The following is a 16,833-nucleotide window of genomic DNA, read 5'->3' on the forward strand; positions in this document are numbered from 1 at the left end:
TTAAAAAAATATAATAAAAAGGATAATTTTATGACCAAAGTTAATTTTCCGGATAATTTTTTATGGGGGTCGGCTACTGCTGCGTATCAGATTGAAGGTGCCTTTAATGAGGATGGCCGTGGTGAGTCAATATGGGACCGATACTGCAGTATACCGGGAAATATTGCAGATGGAAGCAGCGGAGCTGTGGCCTGTGATCATTACCATCTGTTTGAACAGGATATTGAGATAATGAAGAAGTTAAAGCTGAAGTCTTACCGCCTTTCCATATCCTGGCCAAGAATATTTCCAGATGGTTTCGGAGAACCGAATGAAAAAGGAATAAGCTTTTACAAAGCATTAATTGAAATATTAGTCAAGAACGGTATTAAACCGACAGTAACCCTATATCATTGGGATTTACCGCAAAAGCTGCAGGATATTGGCGGATGGGCAAACCGTAAGGTGACGGATTATTTTGAGCAGTATACCAGATATGTATTCTCGCAGTTAGGAGATATTGTTCCAATCTGGATAACCTTAAATGAGCCTTATTGTTCAGCATTTACAGGACATTGGATAGGGAGGCATGCTCCGGGAATAAAAGATTTTAAAACAGCATTGCTGGTATCGCATCACCTTCTTCTGGCTCATGGAAAGGCTGTAAAAGCATACAGGGAACTTTCTTTTAAGGGCGAAATAGGTATTACCTTGAATATGAACTGTACATATCCCAGGACAGATTCACACCAGGATATTGAAGCTGCCGAGCTGTCGCATGCACTATGGAACAGGTGGTTTGCAGATCCGGTTTTCAAAGGAGCCTATCCTCAGGAAGCAGTTGATTGCTATGTAAAAAAGGGTTTGCTGCCTGAAATTAAATCTGAAGATTTGGAAATTATCAGTACGCCTGTTGATTTCTTAGGATTGAATAACTATTTCAGCCAGGTTGTCAGCTATGACAGCAGGGGTTGGCCCTGTGAAGTCAAGGCGGAGTTTTTTGGAAAAGATTTTACCGAAATGGGTTGGGGTGTAAACCCTGAGGGCTTGTTTGATTTATTGCTCAGACTTCACAAGGACTATAACGGAGTTAAGATTTACATTACTGAAAACGGCGCTGCATACAGGGATATGGTTAGCACAAATGGAGAGGTCGATGACGCCAACAGGGTAGAATTTCTTACAAGATACTTAACTAACGCCCATCGTGCTATAAAAGAGGGTGTAAATCTTCAAGGATATTTTCTATGGTCTCTGATGGATAACTTTGAATGGGCTTATGGCTACACTAAGAGATTTGGAATTGTTTATGTTGACTATGAGACCGGAAAAAGAACCATAAAGAGAAGCGGCCATTGGTATAAAAAGGTTATTGAAGATAATGGTCTTGATATTAAATAGGTAAACTGAAAAAAATCCAATGTAATATAAAGTCCATGAAAGAGTAATGTATATCACGGTTACATTACTCTTTTTATACTAAATAGCGTATAATTGAGATGGATGGTCTGTATTTCCAGGCTTGACAAATAAAACACTAAAATTGTGGGCTGAAGTTTTATTTTTTGGAGGAAAAACTAATGGAAAATATCTATTGGATACAGGAATGGGCAAAGGTAAGACAGGACGAGGTTGTACGGCTGCCGGAAAATTTTGATGTCCATGAGTGCTTTTTGAAACTTGTGTCAAAGGCGGATTTTGAAATTGCCTTCAGAGAAATATGGGGCATATATACCAGTATATATAGTGATATTGCCAAGTTTCCGGAAACCTTTGGGATGCCATTATATAAACCGGAAGATTTTAACTGTTTTACTACGCAGGCCAGAGATTCCAGAAATGCTGCATACCGTCCATTTAGTCTATTATATAATCTTCTGATTTCCGGGGATTTTCAAAATGGAGATTTTTTAATAGATGTAACTGACTTCAAGGCAATTAATAAGATTAAAAATGCTCATCACCTTTTCAAAAGGCTGGGTGATTACGGTTTCTTTTTTGAGGGATTAAAAAACTATAAAGTTACAAATCAAAGGATTTTAATGTTTTATCCTGATAATGCAAATATCATGCACGTGTTAAAACTTATGGCTGATAAGGCTTATATAACAAGCAGGCTCAATGATTTTTACTGCTGTCACTATAAGCTGTTTCAGGATGATATGAATACGGTCAATTATGGGAATAGTGCAGATATTGTTGCTGACAAAATGCATACTAAGGAAGAACAGGAATTTGTTTATACAATAGATGCTGTACTGCGGGAGAAGGGGTATTTTACTCAGCCAAAGGCATGGAATGAAGGGCCGGGTTATGCTTATTATGATAAAGAAAGTGTAATGAAGGCTAATGGTCCATACCACTATTGGATGTTGTCATGGAAAACTAAACTTGTTTTGTATCTGCGAATCAGAAATGCTTCAAAGTGTTTGGAATATCTTAAGCACTGTCCGGATACTGTAAAACAAATATTTTTAAGAGGTGACAGCGGTTGTAAGAAGCGTTTGGATGGTACGTGTCAATCCGGCCAGGAGTATACAATCGATGGGATTACCTATTGGAGATGCGGATGCTGTAATGCTCCGTTTTATTTTAGCCCAATAAAACATGATATTCCACACTATATTAAGCTGGTTGAGATAGGTTTGAAAAAGTAGAACGGATGCAAATCCTGTGCGCTATTTTTTGTAACAGTCATAAAATGGGACATAAGCGTACTCAATAGACATAAAAATGCTTTGCTGATAGAATTTAATATTAAGTAAAGGAGATGGGCAGAAAACAAAGGGTAAGACAGTGTGTATGTAGACTATATAGTTGATTGCAGACAAGATTATAGCTGGTTGGTAAAATAAGGACAAAAAATAGATGCATTAAGAGAGTCCGGACAAATATCATCACGGGAGGTTCATGAATCTCAAAACCGCATATTGGAAATCATGAAGAAGTTACAAATTGATGGTGAAATTGCCTGATTGAGCTTGCAATGCACAGTGCTGACAAAAAGAAAATTTTTCTAAAATCGAAAAATTTTCTTTTTTTACGCTATAATAGAAAAATGTGGATTAAACAACTATTATCATAAGGAGACAAAAAGCGATATGAAGAAATTATCAGCAATTGTAATTGTTTTGATCGTGACATTGTTGACCGGTTTTTCTACATCTTTGTCTGCATCTGCTGAATCTTATTTTTCAAACAACAAAGCACTTGACGGCATTTATGCAAAATTAGAGAAGGAATTTCTCAAATACAAAAAAGATGAGGTAATACCACTGAAGAATTTGGGGGCAATCATTACCGAAGAAAATCAAACAAGGTGGGAGAGGACTTCAAAGAAAATATCGGACAGCCAGGTTAAGGCTGCGGCTCAAGTGGCTTTGAACAACATAAAAGTGGCGGTTGAATTAAAGGAAGAGGAACTGGGCGGCCTCTCTTCACAAGAGTATAAAGTTATCTCGGACTACCTCGATCAACAGATATTTTTTGCCAAGGGCAGTGAATACGGCTGGGATTTTGAAGGTGAAAAAGTGCAGTTGTACACTGAAATGCGTAATTTTAATGAATGGCTGATGTTTAGAGATATGGAAGGCAACTTCGGAAGAATGGGTAAGGAAAAGGATGAGGTGAATCCTGCCGATTTAAAAGTTAGGAACAAGATCGTCAGATATCTCAATCAATCCATCCAGAAGGGGAACAAGGTCAGCCCCCGGATACTTGAGGAATTGCCGGAGGCAGTTGAGGAACTGTTTATTGAACGTAATTTATCCAGAATCATGGCAGGCAGAATGCTGTCGGAAATTCATAAAGATATCTACACTCCCGACGATAAGGACCCGGATGCCGACCATTATGACGGAACAAAATCCGTGGAAGAAATCATTGAAAGTTATGGGTATTTAATAAGTAACCGTCAGGGTTACAGAGATGATGAAAAAGTTATAGAGTACTACGAATATCCGGAGGACAAGCCTTCGGCAAAAGCCTGGAATACTGTAACCAAGGGCTTGCTCAATGGCGATTTGTCAGAAACTTTTAAATACGGATTTAATAAGGCCATAACACTTGACCAACTGGCAAATTTATATTTTGGCACAAGAGAACCGGATGAAAAAATAGTCATTGATGATAGCAGTGTGGCTGCCAACAGCCCTGATTATATTAAACTGGCATATATTTATGGTATGATTGATGACACAAAAAATCTGGAAAAGCCTTTGACAAGGCTCGAAGCTACAAGAAGCCTGGTTAAAAATGCCATCTATAAAAGCTGGAGTGACTCTTTAAAGATTATAGACTGCAACCAGATACCTTTGGAGGATCAAATTAATGTAGCCAGCTGCCTTAATGCCGGAATGAAAACCAGAACAGCAAAATTTGAACCACTGAGCAGCTATACAAAAGAGGAAGCTATTGTAGACAGGAACCTGCTCTCATTTAATAAATTAAGGGGTTTTAATATTCCGCTTGACCTGAGCAGTCCCTCCAAAATCATCGTTGGAAAAAATACGATAAATCTGTTGTTTGGAGATAAGAAGGAAACCCAGGAGTATTTTGAAGATTGTTTCGAAGATACCGTGTTAGACAAAGTCAAATTAAACGGAAATTATACCAAAATAGATACAGGCGGTGTGTTAATCGAAATTTTCACACCTGAAAACGGGATTAAATTTACCATAAAAAACGGAACCACATATTTAGATTTGGATAAGGGTAAATACGGACCGAGATTAGGCTACAGAATTGAACCTAAAATAATTAAGAGCAATGAGAAGGTAGATATGAACATGCAGTTGGATTCCATCACCAAAAAGCTGTATACAAAGCTTGATGCAATCCTGGCAAAGATTATCAAGCCCGGAATGACCCAGGAACAAAAGGTAAAAGCCATCCATGATTTCGTTGTCAGGCATGTTACCTATGACAGCAAATTGCAGGATGAGCAGACCGTTGAAAGTGTTATTGAAACCATTGACAAGGGAAGGGGTGTCTGCGGTGACTATTCTTTATTATTTATGCATCTGTGCAGAAGAGTATCCATCCCATGTACTTTTGAAATCGGTGACCCGTTTACCTTAAACCATGCGTGGAATTCGGTATTTGTGAACGGTCAGTGGCTGTTTGTGGATACCACCTGGGATGACAACGACAGCGGAAAAATTTTATATACATATTATTTGAAAGACAGGTTTACCTTTATGAAGGATCATACACCCTGGATGGGCGTCCCGGAAGTTGGATACTATTCGGATGCCGACCTGGATCCAATGAGCCTCAAGAATCAGGATGAGATCAGGGCCTATTTGCTTAAGAATTTTTATTGGACTGATGGCTATAAACTGACATTCAGGGTGTCTGATAAAAACATAAAGCCAACCGTCGGATACTTGAATGATCCCTATGTAAGTATTTCATTGACCTATGACGCAAAAAATAATTTATATACGGTTACGGCAAAATCCAAAAAGTAATGATTCTAATTTTTAGCTTTGTTCAGGTATTGAATACTATATTCAAATAATATTTTAATTAAACAGGGATTGGAATTTGTTAAGTACCTAAAACAGATTCCAAGCCCTGTTTTTGTTTAAGGTCTGAGATTATGGGAAATAAAACAGACATAGAGAACTTGTACGGATAATATTTTTAAAATAATTAAGACTACTATTTAAAGAGAGAGGGTTAAAGTGAAAAAAATTCTTGTAATTGATGATGAATTTGCTATCAGGGATTTAATTGAGCTGGTGCTAAAAAGAGAAAATTATCATGTAAAAACAGCGGAAAACGGCAGAGCAGGACTTAGGGAACTGGAATCCTTCCGGCCTGATCTGGTTTTGCTGGATTTAATGCTGCCCGATTATTCGGGCTATGATCTTTGCAAGGAGATTGTGAGGAAATCCGGAACCCCTGTCATCATGTTATCTGCAAAGAATGAACCCATAGACAAGGTATTAGGACTGGAGCTTGGCGCCGAGGATTATATTACAAAGCCTTTTGACAACAGGGAACTGACAGCCAGGATCAAAGTGGTGCTGAGAAGATATGAACCCAACGGCAGACAAGCCGAAAATGACGAAACGAAACAAATTATATGCGGAGAACTGGCAATTAATCCTGAAACCAAGGTAGTGCTGAAGAACGGGTCCCGGATTTTCCTGACGGCAAAGGAATATAAAATACTTGAAACCTTACTGAAAAAGCCTAAAAAAATATTCACAAGAGATGAACTCCTGGAAATAGTTTGGGGTTATGATTATTTAGGTGACAGCCGAAGCGTCGATATGACAATTATGCGCCTGAGAAAGAAGTTGGAGGACGACGCTGAGATGCCCAAATATATAAAGACCGTCTACGGCTTTGGCTATCAGCTTGGAGGTGACTCTGCTTGAAGTTTGCAACCAGGCTTCTTTTAAATTTTGTTTTTTTCTCGGTATTATCTTTTACTATCATTATTATTTCGGTCAATAAGGCTATAGATTACTTTAGCTTTGTGACAATTCAGAAGCAAATGATGGAAAGGGCCGATATGTGTGAGTTATCCTTTAGAGGAATCCTTGCAAAGAATGAAATATCAGCATCCCAGGAAGGAACTTCAAAAGTGGCGAAAAATGCCCTGGAAGCTTTAAAGGCGTCAGGAAAAGAAGTGCGGATTTATGACAGTAAAATGAAGCTTTTAGGTTTGGCTGTGGACGGAATACCGGTTGATGGGGGCAATCCTGTAATTTTTAAGGAAAATATCAGAAATGCTCTCGAAGGAAATTATTCATACACTGTTTCAGATAATAAGTTGATTTATTTTGCAATACCCATTCAAGATAAATATTATCAAAATGCCTATGTTTTCGAGCTTGTAGAAAACATCTCTTATTTTTACGACATTATGGATAAAATCAGATATGTATTGTTTATTGGTGCAGGAGGGTTCATTTTTCTCATAACCCTCTCAAGCCTGCACATTTCACGTAAAACTACAAAACCTGTAAAATATCTTCTTGGCGCAACCGAAAGGTTTTCCAAGCAGCAATTCGAGCATGTGGAACTAAAGAGGAAGGATGAGCTGGGAATGCTCGCAGCGGGCTTGAATCAGATGGGAATTCAATTAAACAACTATATACAATATCAAAAACAGTTTGTTTCCAATGTCTCTCACGAGATTAAAACACCTCTCGCCGCAATCAGAGGTTTTTCCCAGTATTTGTACGAGGGGGAAAATGAGGATGATGAACTGAAAAAGGTATACTTTCACCTGATAAATGAATCAGATCGGCTTACAAAGCTTATTAATGAATTATTGATGTTATCCAGATTCGATAAAGCGACTCAGGAGTTGAATCCCGAAAAGACAGATTTATCTGAACTGGCTGCCGGTGTGGCTCAGGATCTGAAATCAAGAGCTGAAAAAAAGGATATTACAATTGAAATAACTCTGGAAAAGACGGTTTTTGTAAATGTAAACAAAATATTGATGTCCCATGCCATTGCAAATATTTTGGATAATGCAATAAGGTACTCGGGTAAAATGAGTCAAATCAGGGTAAATACTTATATAAGACAAAATGAGGCAGTTATAAAAATAAGCGATCAGGGTATAGGGATTGACCGGAGTGACATTGATCTGGTGCAGGAAAGGTTTTACAGGGCTAAAAATTCTCAGTTTGCAAGCGGTACAGGCTTGGGGCTTTCAATTTGCAAAGAGATAGTTGAAAAGTTTAACGGGCATCTGGAAATAGAAAGTGAAATTGGAATTGGAACCACAGTTTCAATTGTGCTTCCGCTGGCGTAATGTTACAAGAATGATACAAGTCTGTTATTACACTAATAAAATTTTTATCTATAATGACCTCATAAATTAATAAAATAAATTTTAGGAGGTATTTAACAATGAAAGCATTAAAAAAGATAGTTACAATTATTATGATTTTGGTGGTTGGTACGGCAACTCTGGCAGGCTGCGGGGAAAATCAGAACAGTTCCTCTGCAGCAACTACCGGCAAGTCTGCGGCTGTTTCAACAGGCACGGCCCAAAATACTCCTTCCGGTAATAGCGCCGTTTCTTCGGATTCTTCCGGAAAAGTAATAAAACAGGGTACGATACAAAAGGATGGAAATGTTATTCTGAAAGAGCTGGCCTTTGTTTATAACGGAAATACAATAGCAATTTCAGATATTGTTGATGATGAAAAACTTGAAAATATTCTGGGAAAGGCCGAAGGAAACAAATCGCACACTTATTCACAGGATGACGGGTTAAATATGGATCCGCTTATAGGTTTCACCGAAAAGCAATACAAATTTAAGGGACTTGATATAAAAACCATCAATGCAGCTGAAGACAAAAAGTTTTTTGTATTTCAAATCAAGATTACCGACTCAAAATATCCTACAGCAAGAAATATAAAAGTTGGTGACAGTGTGGAAAAGCTCAAGGAGGCTTATCCTGAAGGAAAATTCATCGGCGGCGGAGCAGCCGGAGAAGAGGATGATTTTCAGTATCTGCCTGCAAATTATGTTGACGGAATGAAATTTCACGTAAAGGATAAAAAAGTTACAAGTATCATGATGTATAAGCTTTTGGATTAATCTTGTATGTTGATTTTTCTTCAAGCGGCAGTATAACCAAAATGTCCCGAGCGGCTGCTGAAAAAAGCTTTGCTACAATTAAGATACATTTGGCGGATTAAAATTCATATAAATGCGTAAATAGGGGATGTGAGGGAACATCCCCTATTTTTGTCTTATGCGGCAGGCTTCAAGTTATTCTTTTTATATACACTTAAATAAAGCGATAGTATAATTAAAATTATTGTGGCTTGAAAAGGAGTGAACTCCAAATGAGATTGAAAGCAGGTATCTGCTCAGTACAGTTGAACGGTCTGTTGGCAGATTGTGCTGAGCTTAATATTTTGTAATTTGCTGACAGCTTCAACTGTACTGAGAGTCAATATTGAAAATCTATTGATGAAAAGAGGTACAGTTATGAATTACTTAACCGAGATAGTGAAAAAAAATAAAATATTAGTCGGCAGTTATTTGCTGTCGGGTATTTTAACAGCATTCCTAAGCAATTTTAATGCAAATTATTTTCAAAAACTGATAGACAGATTCAATCACGGAACTTTATCAATAAACAATATAGCCATTTATGGGATTGTGCTTCTCGCGGCATGTGTTTTCAACTATCTGGATGAATATCCCGGCCGCAGTCTTGAGCATGAAATTTTCGTGAATTTAAAACTGAATGCTTTGAAAAAAATCAGCCGTATTGATTATCAAGTATATCAGAAAATGGGGACCGGTAAGCTTGTTCAGAGAATTGAGAATGGGGCATCGTCCGGAAAGGGACTTTTATTTGATTTTTTGTTTTGCCTGCTCCGGCAGTTAATACCATCCATTGTATTTAGTATGTTTTTTATATACAGAATGGATAAAAGGGTGATGCTGGCAATATCGGCGGGTTATGTGGCCGTATTTATTATAACACACCTGCTTCTTAAGGTTTTGTATCAAATAAAGGAACATATTCTGACTAATGAAGAAAAAATGAATCATTTTCTGGTCCGCGGATTCACGGAAATGGTTGTGTTCCGTATAAACAATAGATTTAAATACGAAATAGAGAAGGCAGAAGCGGCAAAAAGGGAAATAGTAAGCTCAAAAGTTAAAATGGCACTTATACATGAAGCCTTTTTTGCCATATTTGCTTTAATAGTCATCGTAATAAAAATTTCTATTGTCATTTACGGATGGATAACGAAATCTCTTAGTATCGGGGCTATTGTTGCACTTATTTCACTGGTAGATAATGCATATACTCCAATTGCCATTTTTAACGTTTTGTTAGTACAATACAAACTGGATAAAACAGCATATAGGCGATATGTGGAATTTTTGGATGCACGGAATGACGAACAACTGGGTAAAGGTGAAAAGATAGAATCAATAAAAGCTGATATTTACTGCAGAGGATTAAAATTTTCATATGATAACAGGGTTATACTGGATAATTTCAATTTGCATATAAAACAGGGTGAAAATATTGCTCTTGTGGGAGAAAGCGGCTCGGGTAAGTCAACATTGGTTAAATTGTTGGTTGGACTGTTAAAGCCCAGTGCCGGCAAAATAACAGTTTATAATTATGATTTATCACAGGTAGACTTAAACAGCTATTATGATCACATTACCTATATACCTCAAGAGTCACCTGTATTTGACGGATCATTACGTGAAAATCTGATATTTGATAAAAAAGTGGATGACCGTGAGATTATCAAGGCACTGGAACAGGTTGAACTGATTGATTTGTACAACAAGTTGGAAAAGGGTTTGGATACCGAACTTGGTGAAAGAGGAATTACTCTATCAGGGGGTGAACGTCAAAGATTGGCGCTGGCCAGACTATGGTTTTCCAGGACGGATATTGTTATATTGGATGAAGCTACCTCAGCAATGGACAATAAAACAGAAAAGATAGTAATGGACCGTGTTATGGAGTTATTAAAGACACAAACTGTTTTTGCAATAACTCACCGTCTGAACTCAATCAGAAATTTTGAGCGCATAATAGTTTTGGTGGAGGGTCGTATTAACGGTCAGGATAGTTTTGAAGAATTAGGTAGCCGGCAATAAAATAATGCTGCCTGGAGGGTTGTGCAACAATAAACTTACGCCAGGGTCAGGCTTGGTTAGTATTGCTTTTTATCAAATTTTGCGAGAGGAATATATGTATATGCTGCGAGCTGTAATCGGAGATGAAAGTCGTAATGACAGACAAATATTGAAAAAAGTGCTTGAAAAAATTTCCGGACTTTATATATTATTACACGCGGCATATAAGGGAAATAGATGATAAATTATGCAGTAGTCCGTCTAAATTATTTAGACAAATCATACGATGATTTTCATCAAAACTTCCGAAATACTGCTAATTACAAGGAAGGACCGGAAGACTATCTACATACTTCCAAAGGTTTTCACAGTATCAGTGACACCCTGAAGGAAATAGAATCAAAGTTGAACCATGGGGAAATAAAACTACATGGTAAGTATAGCGGATACTCGGGAAACAGCCTTAATGACTTTGGAAAGATTCTGATAGACATGGTAAAATGTTTTAAAATATAAAATAACAGGTAGGAAAAAGAGTTAAGAAGGGTTACAAATCTTTAACAGCTCCATATTCCATGGTTGAATAATCATAGAATATGGAGCTGTTTATACGGAGCAATTTAGTATTCATAATTCGTAAATTCACAACTTCCCCTCAATTTAATTATATCATATAAAAATTTATAATATCAGCCTTATATTTTGGGTTTTTTATATGTATTATAATATCCTACTCATAATTGGATTGATAAAAAATATTTCCACTCTTGAGATTGCCTCATGCAGATAATGGAACTTGATTTTTAATAAATTAAATTATTTTAGGAGGAATGTGATGCTAACCGATAAGGATATCTGGAGTTATGAAAAGGCCCGTCTGGCCAGAGTTACCCATGAAATAAAAACACAGCTTGACAATGGGCTCAACGCCGTAAGTAAATACAAAAAGGAAGCCATAGACCTTCAAAAGGAGATGTGGGAAGATGTTAAACTAACACCCGTCGATCTGTTTGATCTGGAGGGCGCAACTCAGGTATGGCAATATCAGACAGGTATAATGAGCCAGGCAAGAAAATATAAATTCTCATTTGATAAGGTAAGCCGCCTTGAGAGAATGTATCAAAGTCCTTATTTCGGAAGAATAGACTTTTTAGAGGATGGAGAAAAAACTGCCGAGCAAATCTACATTGGCATATACAATCTGATTACCGAAAATAACAGGGAAATCCTTGTTTACGACTGGAGAGCGCCTATATCCGGCATGTTCTATGATTATGAAACCGGCCTGTGCAGTTATGACTGCCCCGGAGGCACCATTACGGGACAGATGCTGCTTAAAAGACAATACAAAATTGAAAATTCGGATATTGTCTATATGTTCGACAGCAGCTTGAGCATAAACGATGAAATTTTACGGGAAATACTGGGGAAAAGCACCGACAATAGAATGAAAACCATTGTGACCAGCATCCAGAGAGAGCAGAATACAGTCATCAGAAACAGTGAAGACAGGATTCTTATTGTGGACGGTCCCGCCGGCAGCGGTAAGACCTCCATCGCACTTCACAGGGCGGCATACCTTTTGTACAAATACAGGGAAAGCATAAAGTCTGATAACATCCTGATTTTTTCTCCCAACAATGTGTTTGAAGATTACATTTCCAATGTGCTGCCGGAATTAGGGGAGGATAATATACAAAGAAGTACGTTTATTGGTTTTTTCGGAAATATTTTTGAAGCAAAATTCAAAATGGAAACCATGAATGAGCAAATGGAATATATCCTGTCAGGCTATGCGGATAAAACAAGACTGCGCTGTATTGAATTCAAATCATCACTGCAATTCCTGACAATATTGAAAAAATACGTACAATACCTTGAAACTGGAACGGGTATGTCATTTAAAGATCTAACATACAATGGCACGGTTATAATAACCGGAGATGAAATTTACAGTCTTTTTAAAGAGGATTACAGTTATCTTTCCTATGCAAAAAGACTTGAAAAACTGCGCCAAAGACTTTTTTACCTCCTGGAGCAGTGTGAGGATACCCGGGTCAGAGCGGCACAGGAAAATGAGGCGGAGAAAAATAGTACAGATACCGGGGACAAAGCATTAAATAAAAAAATAATGGAAGAGTATGAGTCTCTTAAAATGGATATCATTCAAATGACATCCTATGATGTTTATGCATTATACATGGAGCTTTTCCGGAATATTGAGTTGTTTGCGCAAACGGAGGACAAACAGGAACAGGATGATTTACGCGCATTTGGGAAATATACGGTGGGCAGGCTAAGTGAGGAGGTCATAAATTATGAGGATGCGGCACCAGTCATATACCTTAAATCTGCTCTTGATACCCCGGTTAATACAAAAGCCATAAAGCATGTCATCATTGATGAGGCTCAAGATTATACGGTTATTCAATATGAAATTTTCAGGAAGATTTTTGAACATTGTAAAATGACCATCCTTGGAGATGTAAACCAGTCTGTCAACGGATATATGAATATAGGCAGTTTTGAATTGATTGCAGATATATTCGAAAGAAAACATTCCAGGAGCATTTCCTTGACTAAAAGCTACCGTTCCAGCAAGGAAATAGCGGATTTCTGCAAGCAGCTTCTTTCCTCCAGGAAGCACTCGGAACAGCTGAACAGGCATGGCAGTATGCCTAAAATTGTGAGAGTTGATAAAAGCAATTTATATAAAAGGATTGCCGGGGATATCCTCCGGCTTAAAAACAGGAATAATAATCTGATAGCCGTTATCTGCAAGACCGCCGCCCAATGTGAGGCAGCATATAAAGCAATCAGCTCATATGTTGATATAAAGCTTGTATCAAATAAAAACGAAGAATACCAGGGAGGTGTGGTAATAATACCATCCTACCTTGCAAAGGGCCTCGAATTTGACGCTGTTCTGGTGCATTCAGCCGAAGAGGAGGATTATTCGGGGGAAGAGGACAGCAGGCTTTTATATACAGTATGTACTCGTGCTTTGCACGAACTTTATTTGTACTGCTCGGGTAGTCTGTCGGACTTGATAGGGAAAATGGATAAGGGCTGTTACCAGGAGGAGCTGACTTAAAGCTTTGAGTACAAGTGCTGCGGAGCAGGCTTGAAATTTTGATGGGATTTTACAACTCCATTACATCTTCAAATGGTGGAAAAACAAAGCCGTTCAGGAAATATCAAAATTGTTGCCGGAAAATGAATCTGTAACAAGCAGTAAGGTTGTTGGCGCCACCCCCGATATAGATGATTCCCTAAGCTATCTGGTAGCAGATTATTGAAAAAATCAGGAATTATTGTTATAATGGTCTTGCTTTTCAGCAAATGTGAATTGATGGGAGGATTAAGCGATGATAGAAATTGTACATGTTATTGTAAACCTGTTATTTAAAGTGATAGTTAACAAGGTTTATATAATAACGCAGCTATCGGAACTTAATCCTTCTATGATATAGAAATCATAACATTGAATATGGTCATGTAAATATGAGTTTATTTTCTGGGCCATGTCTATTTGAATTTCCTTGAAATTTCATGTTTTCTATATATGGACAGGTATGTGCGGGACGTAAAAACGCGATAGTAAGCGCTTTTTACGTCTCTTTTTGCTGCAGACCAGGAGAAAACAATGAAAAGTAAATATGATAAAATCCAGCAAATAATTTCAAATATGAAACAGCCGGACTACAGGTATCTGCAAATAACAAACGCGATTTTCAGAGTACGTACGGGTGAGTTTAAAAGTATGTCGATACTGCCGGTAAAATTAAGAAATGCTCTGATAGATGAACTGGGGAACAGCATATGCTGTATTTCTCCGGCACTTCAGAAAAAGTCCGACCAGGTCGGAAAGGTTCTGTTTTCAATTCCGGGAGGTGAGCGGATAGAAACAGTAAGATTAAGTTACAAACGCGGCTGGGAATCATTTTGCATATCTTCGCAATGTGGATGCGGGTTTGGGTGCCGCTTTTGTGCAACGGGAACAATCGGCTTAAAAAGAAATCTCACTGTGGACGAAATAACCGACCAGCTTTTGTATTTCCATTTGAACGGACATACATTGAGCAGTGTTTCCTTTATGGGAATGGGTGAGCCTCTTGCAAATCCTGATCTGTTTGATGCTTTAAAGGTATTGACCGATAACAACCTTTTTGCATTAAGCCGGCGGAGGATCACTATTTCAACAATTGGCGCACTGCCGGGTATATACAGGTTAACACAGGACTTTCCCAAGATTAATCTCACATTTTCTCTGCATTCACCCTTTAATGAGCAGAGAAGTAAACTTATGCCGGTAAATGACCTGTTTCCGCTTCAGGAGGTAATGAAAGCTCTGGACAACCATATACGCAGGACGGGAAGAAAAGTGTATATTGCCTATATAATGCTGCAGGGAATAAATGACTCGGCAGCACACGCCGAAGCGGTTGCAGGGTTGCTGCGGGGAAGGGGAGAATGGGAACATCTTTATCAGGTTGATCTCATCCCCTTCAATCCTACCGGAAAAACTCCCCCAGGCTACAGACAAACCGACAGGACAAAAATAAACAGGTTCAAAAATATATTACGGTCAAAGGGAATAAACGTTACGATCAGAATGCAATTCGGGTCTGAAATAGGTGCCGGCTGCGGTCAGTTGTACGGATGTCAGGGAGATTGATTTAAAGTGGGATAAAACTTGTGTATCTGCTTAAATCCCGTACTTGACCGGGTGCATAAAATGAAAAAGTAACCGTTGAAAAATAATAATTCATATGGTATCATAATAAACGCCTTTTTTATCCCGTATTGAGCCTTATACTTTACGATTCAGTAGAATAGCACAGGCTATCAAATTTAATTTTCCTGATGCGGAATTGGAGTGAATATGAACGAAAACTGGAAAAAAAGAATTGTACTTTTCCTATCAAGCCAGACAATATCATTATTTGGATCTTCTCTGGTTCAATATGCAATAAGTTGGTATATTACGTTAAAAACTCAATCGGGTATAATGATGACAGTCGCAATTATTTGCGGATTTTTGCCGACTTTTTTTCTGTCGCCCTTTGCAGGCGTATGGGCAGACCGGTACAACCGCAAAAAGCTTATTATTTTATCAGACTCTGTGATAGCGGCATCCACACTTATAATAGCAGTTTTATTTTTAATGGGGTACCAATCAATATGGCTGCTGTTTGGGGTATTGGTGGTAAGAGCTCTGGGAACCGCCGTACAGACGCCTACCATCGGAGCCTTTATTCCGCAGCTGGTGCCCGAGGATAAGCTTACCCGGGTTAATGCCACAAACGGCAGTATCCAGTCAATGGTGATGCTTGTTTCTCCAATGCTCAGCGGATTGCTGCTAACCAGGGCAACAATTGAGGCAATATTTTTTATAGATGTAATTACAGCAGCTGTTGCAGTGCTGACGTTACTTTTCTTCCTGAAGGTGCCGGGGCACAAAAAGGCTCTTCAGAAGCAGTCCGACAGCTATTTCGGCGATATGTACCAGGGATATAAATACATTAAGGATCATACTTTTATAAAGAAAATCATTTTATTTAATGCACTGTTCTGTTTTTGTGCGGCACCGGCTGCTTTTCTAACGCCTTTACAGGTTACACGGAGTTTCGGAAACCAGGTGTGGAGGCTTACTGCAGTGGAGATTGTATTTTCTGTGGGTATGATTATAGGCGGAGTTGTAATTGCCACATGGGGAGGCTTTAAAAGGAAAATCCACTCAATGGTGACGGCCACAGTCATTATGGGAATAGGCACCTTCGCGCTGGGCATTATTCCGGTCTTCTGGCTGTACCTGGGCTTCATGGCTCTCATAGGTATTGCGATGCCCATCTTTAACACTCCTTTTACGGTTTTGCTCCAGCAAAAGGTCGAAGGAGATTTTCTGGGCAGGGTCTTTGGGGTTTTCAGCATGACCACCAGTGTTATGATGCCTCTTGGAATGCTGGTTTTCGGACCGTTGGCGGATTTGGTAAAGATTGAATGGCTGCTGATAGGTACGGGTATTCTAATATTCCTTGAAGGCTTTGTCATGCTGGGCGACAGGGTGCTGAAGGAAGCCGAGGCACCGGCATCTGGGGCTGAGGTCAAGGGATAATAAAGTTGTAACTTTGGGAAGGCTGGATTCAGCCTTCCTTTTTGTGCGACAGGCAGTCGCATAGGGGAAATCGTAGGCTTCCCCGTTCCATGTGTTAAAGACATCGAGAACGATGTTGAGACAAGAACGAC

10 protein-coding genes are annotated in these 16,833 nt (G+C 38.6%); all 10 read left to right on the forward strand.

Annotated elements, in window-relative coordinates; genetic code table 11:
* The first annotated feature begins 30 nt into the window (after positions 1–30).
* The 10 genes from T344_RS0117425 (at position 31) to T344_RS0117485 (ending at position 16,702) form a co-directional block, all read left to right on the forward strand.
* A complete protein-coding gene (locus tag T344_RS0117425) occupies positions 31–1,380 on the forward strand; it encodes a GH1 family beta-glucosidase (protein WP_027629770.1) in 1,350 nt (449 codons plus the stop codon).
* Positions 1,381–1,559: 179 nt separating this feature from the next.
* Positions 1,560–2,636 (forward strand): hypothetical protein, encoded by a 1,077-nt coding sequence (locus T344_RS0117430; RefSeq protein ID WP_027629771.1) that lies wholly within the window; start codon positions 1,560–1,562, stop codon positions 2,634–2,636.
* Between the two features lie 444 nt (positions 2,637–3,080).
* On the forward strand, positions 3,081–5,450 hold the full coding sequence (locus T344_RS29930) for a transglutaminase domain-containing protein (protein ID WP_027629772.1): 2,370 nt from the start codon (positions 3,081–3,083) through the stop codon (positions 5,448–5,450).
* A 216-nt stretch (positions 5,451–5,666) separates the two neighbouring features.
* The gene (locus T344_RS0117440; RefSeq protein WP_027629773.1) at positions 5,667–6,368 is read left to right on the forward strand and encodes a response regulator transcription factor; all 702 of its coding nucleotides are present in this window, start codon (positions 5,667–5,669) and stop codon (positions 6,366–6,368) included.
* Positions 6,365–7,762: a sensor histidine kinase gene (locus T344_RS0117445; RefSeq protein ID WP_027629774.1), complete on the forward strand. Its 1,398-nt coding sequence runs from the start codon at positions 6,365–6,367 to the stop codon at positions 7,760–7,762. The genes T344_RS0117440 and T344_RS0117445 overlap by 4 nt, the downstream gene beginning before the upstream one ends.
* 98 nt (positions 7,763–7,860) lie before the next feature.
* On the forward strand, positions 7,861–8,559 hold the full coding sequence (locus T344_RS0117450) for a hypothetical protein (protein ID WP_027629775.1): 699 nt from the start codon (positions 7,861–7,863) through the stop codon (positions 8,557–8,559).
* A gap of 396 nt (positions 8,560–8,955) precedes the next feature.
* Entirely contained in the window at positions 8,956–10,605 is a 1,650-nt protein-coding gene (locus T344_RS0117455) for an ABC transporter ATP-binding protein (RefSeq protein ID WP_027629776.1), read from the forward strand.
* Positions 10,606–11,419: 814 nt separating this feature from the next.
* Positions 11,420–13,678: an RNA polymerase recycling motor HelD gene (helD, locus tag T344_RS0117470; protein WP_027629778.1), complete on the forward strand. Its 2,259-nt coding sequence runs from the start codon at positions 11,420–11,422 to the stop codon at positions 13,676–13,678.
* A gap of 552 nt (positions 13,679–14,230) precedes the next feature.
* A complete protein-coding gene (locus tag T344_RS0117480; protein WP_027629779.1) occupies positions 14,231–15,262 on the forward strand; it encodes a Cfr family 23S rRNA (adenine(2503)-C(8))-methyltransferase in 1,032 nt (343 codons plus the stop codon).
* 207 nt (positions 15,263–15,469) lie between these two features.
* The gene (locus T344_RS0117485) at positions 15,470–16,702 is read left to right on the forward strand and encodes an MFS transporter (RefSeq protein ID WP_034862022.1); all 1,233 of its coding nucleotides are present in this window, start codon (positions 15,470–15,472) and stop codon (positions 16,700–16,702) included.
* Positions 16,703–16,833 lie beyond the last annotated feature (131 nt).

Origin of the sequence: Ruminiclostridium cellobioparum DSM 1351 = ATCC 15832 (genome assembly GCF_000621505.1) — a bacterium.
Lineage (GTDB): Bacteria > Bacillota > Clostridia > Acetivibrionales > DSM-1351 > Ruminiclostridium > Ruminiclostridium cellobioparum.

Coding starts and splice junctions, on each gene's coding strand:
- T344_RS0117425 (WP_027629770.1), top strand. CDS start 31: ATGACCAAAGTTAATTTTCCGGATAATTTTTTATGGGGGTCGGCTACT.
- T344_RS0117430 (WP_027629771.1), top strand. CDS start 1,560: ATGGAAAATATCTATTGGATACAGGAATGGGCAAAGGTAAGACAGGAC.
- T344_RS29930 (WP_027629772.1), top strand. CDS start 3,081: ATGAAGAAATTATCAGCAATTGTAATTGTTTTGATCGTGACATTGTTG.
- T344_RS0117450 (WP_027629775.1), top strand. CDS start 7,861: ATGAAAGCATTAAAAAAGATAGTTACAATTATTATGATTTTGGTGGTT.
- T344_RS0117455 (WP_027629776.1), top strand. CDS start 8,956: ATGAATTACTTAACCGAGATAGTGAAAAAAAATAAAATATTAGTCGGC.
- helD (WP_027629778.1), top strand. CDS start 11,420: ATGCTAACCGATAAGGATATCTGGAGTTATGAAAAGGCCCGTCTGGCC.
- T344_RS0117480 (WP_027629779.1), top strand. CDS start 14,231: ATGAAAAGTAAATATGATAAAATCCAGCAAATAATTTCAAATATGAAA.
- T344_RS0117485 (WP_034862022.1), top strand. CDS start 15,470: ATGAACGAAAACTGGAAAAAAAGAATTGTACTTTTCCTATCAAGCCAG.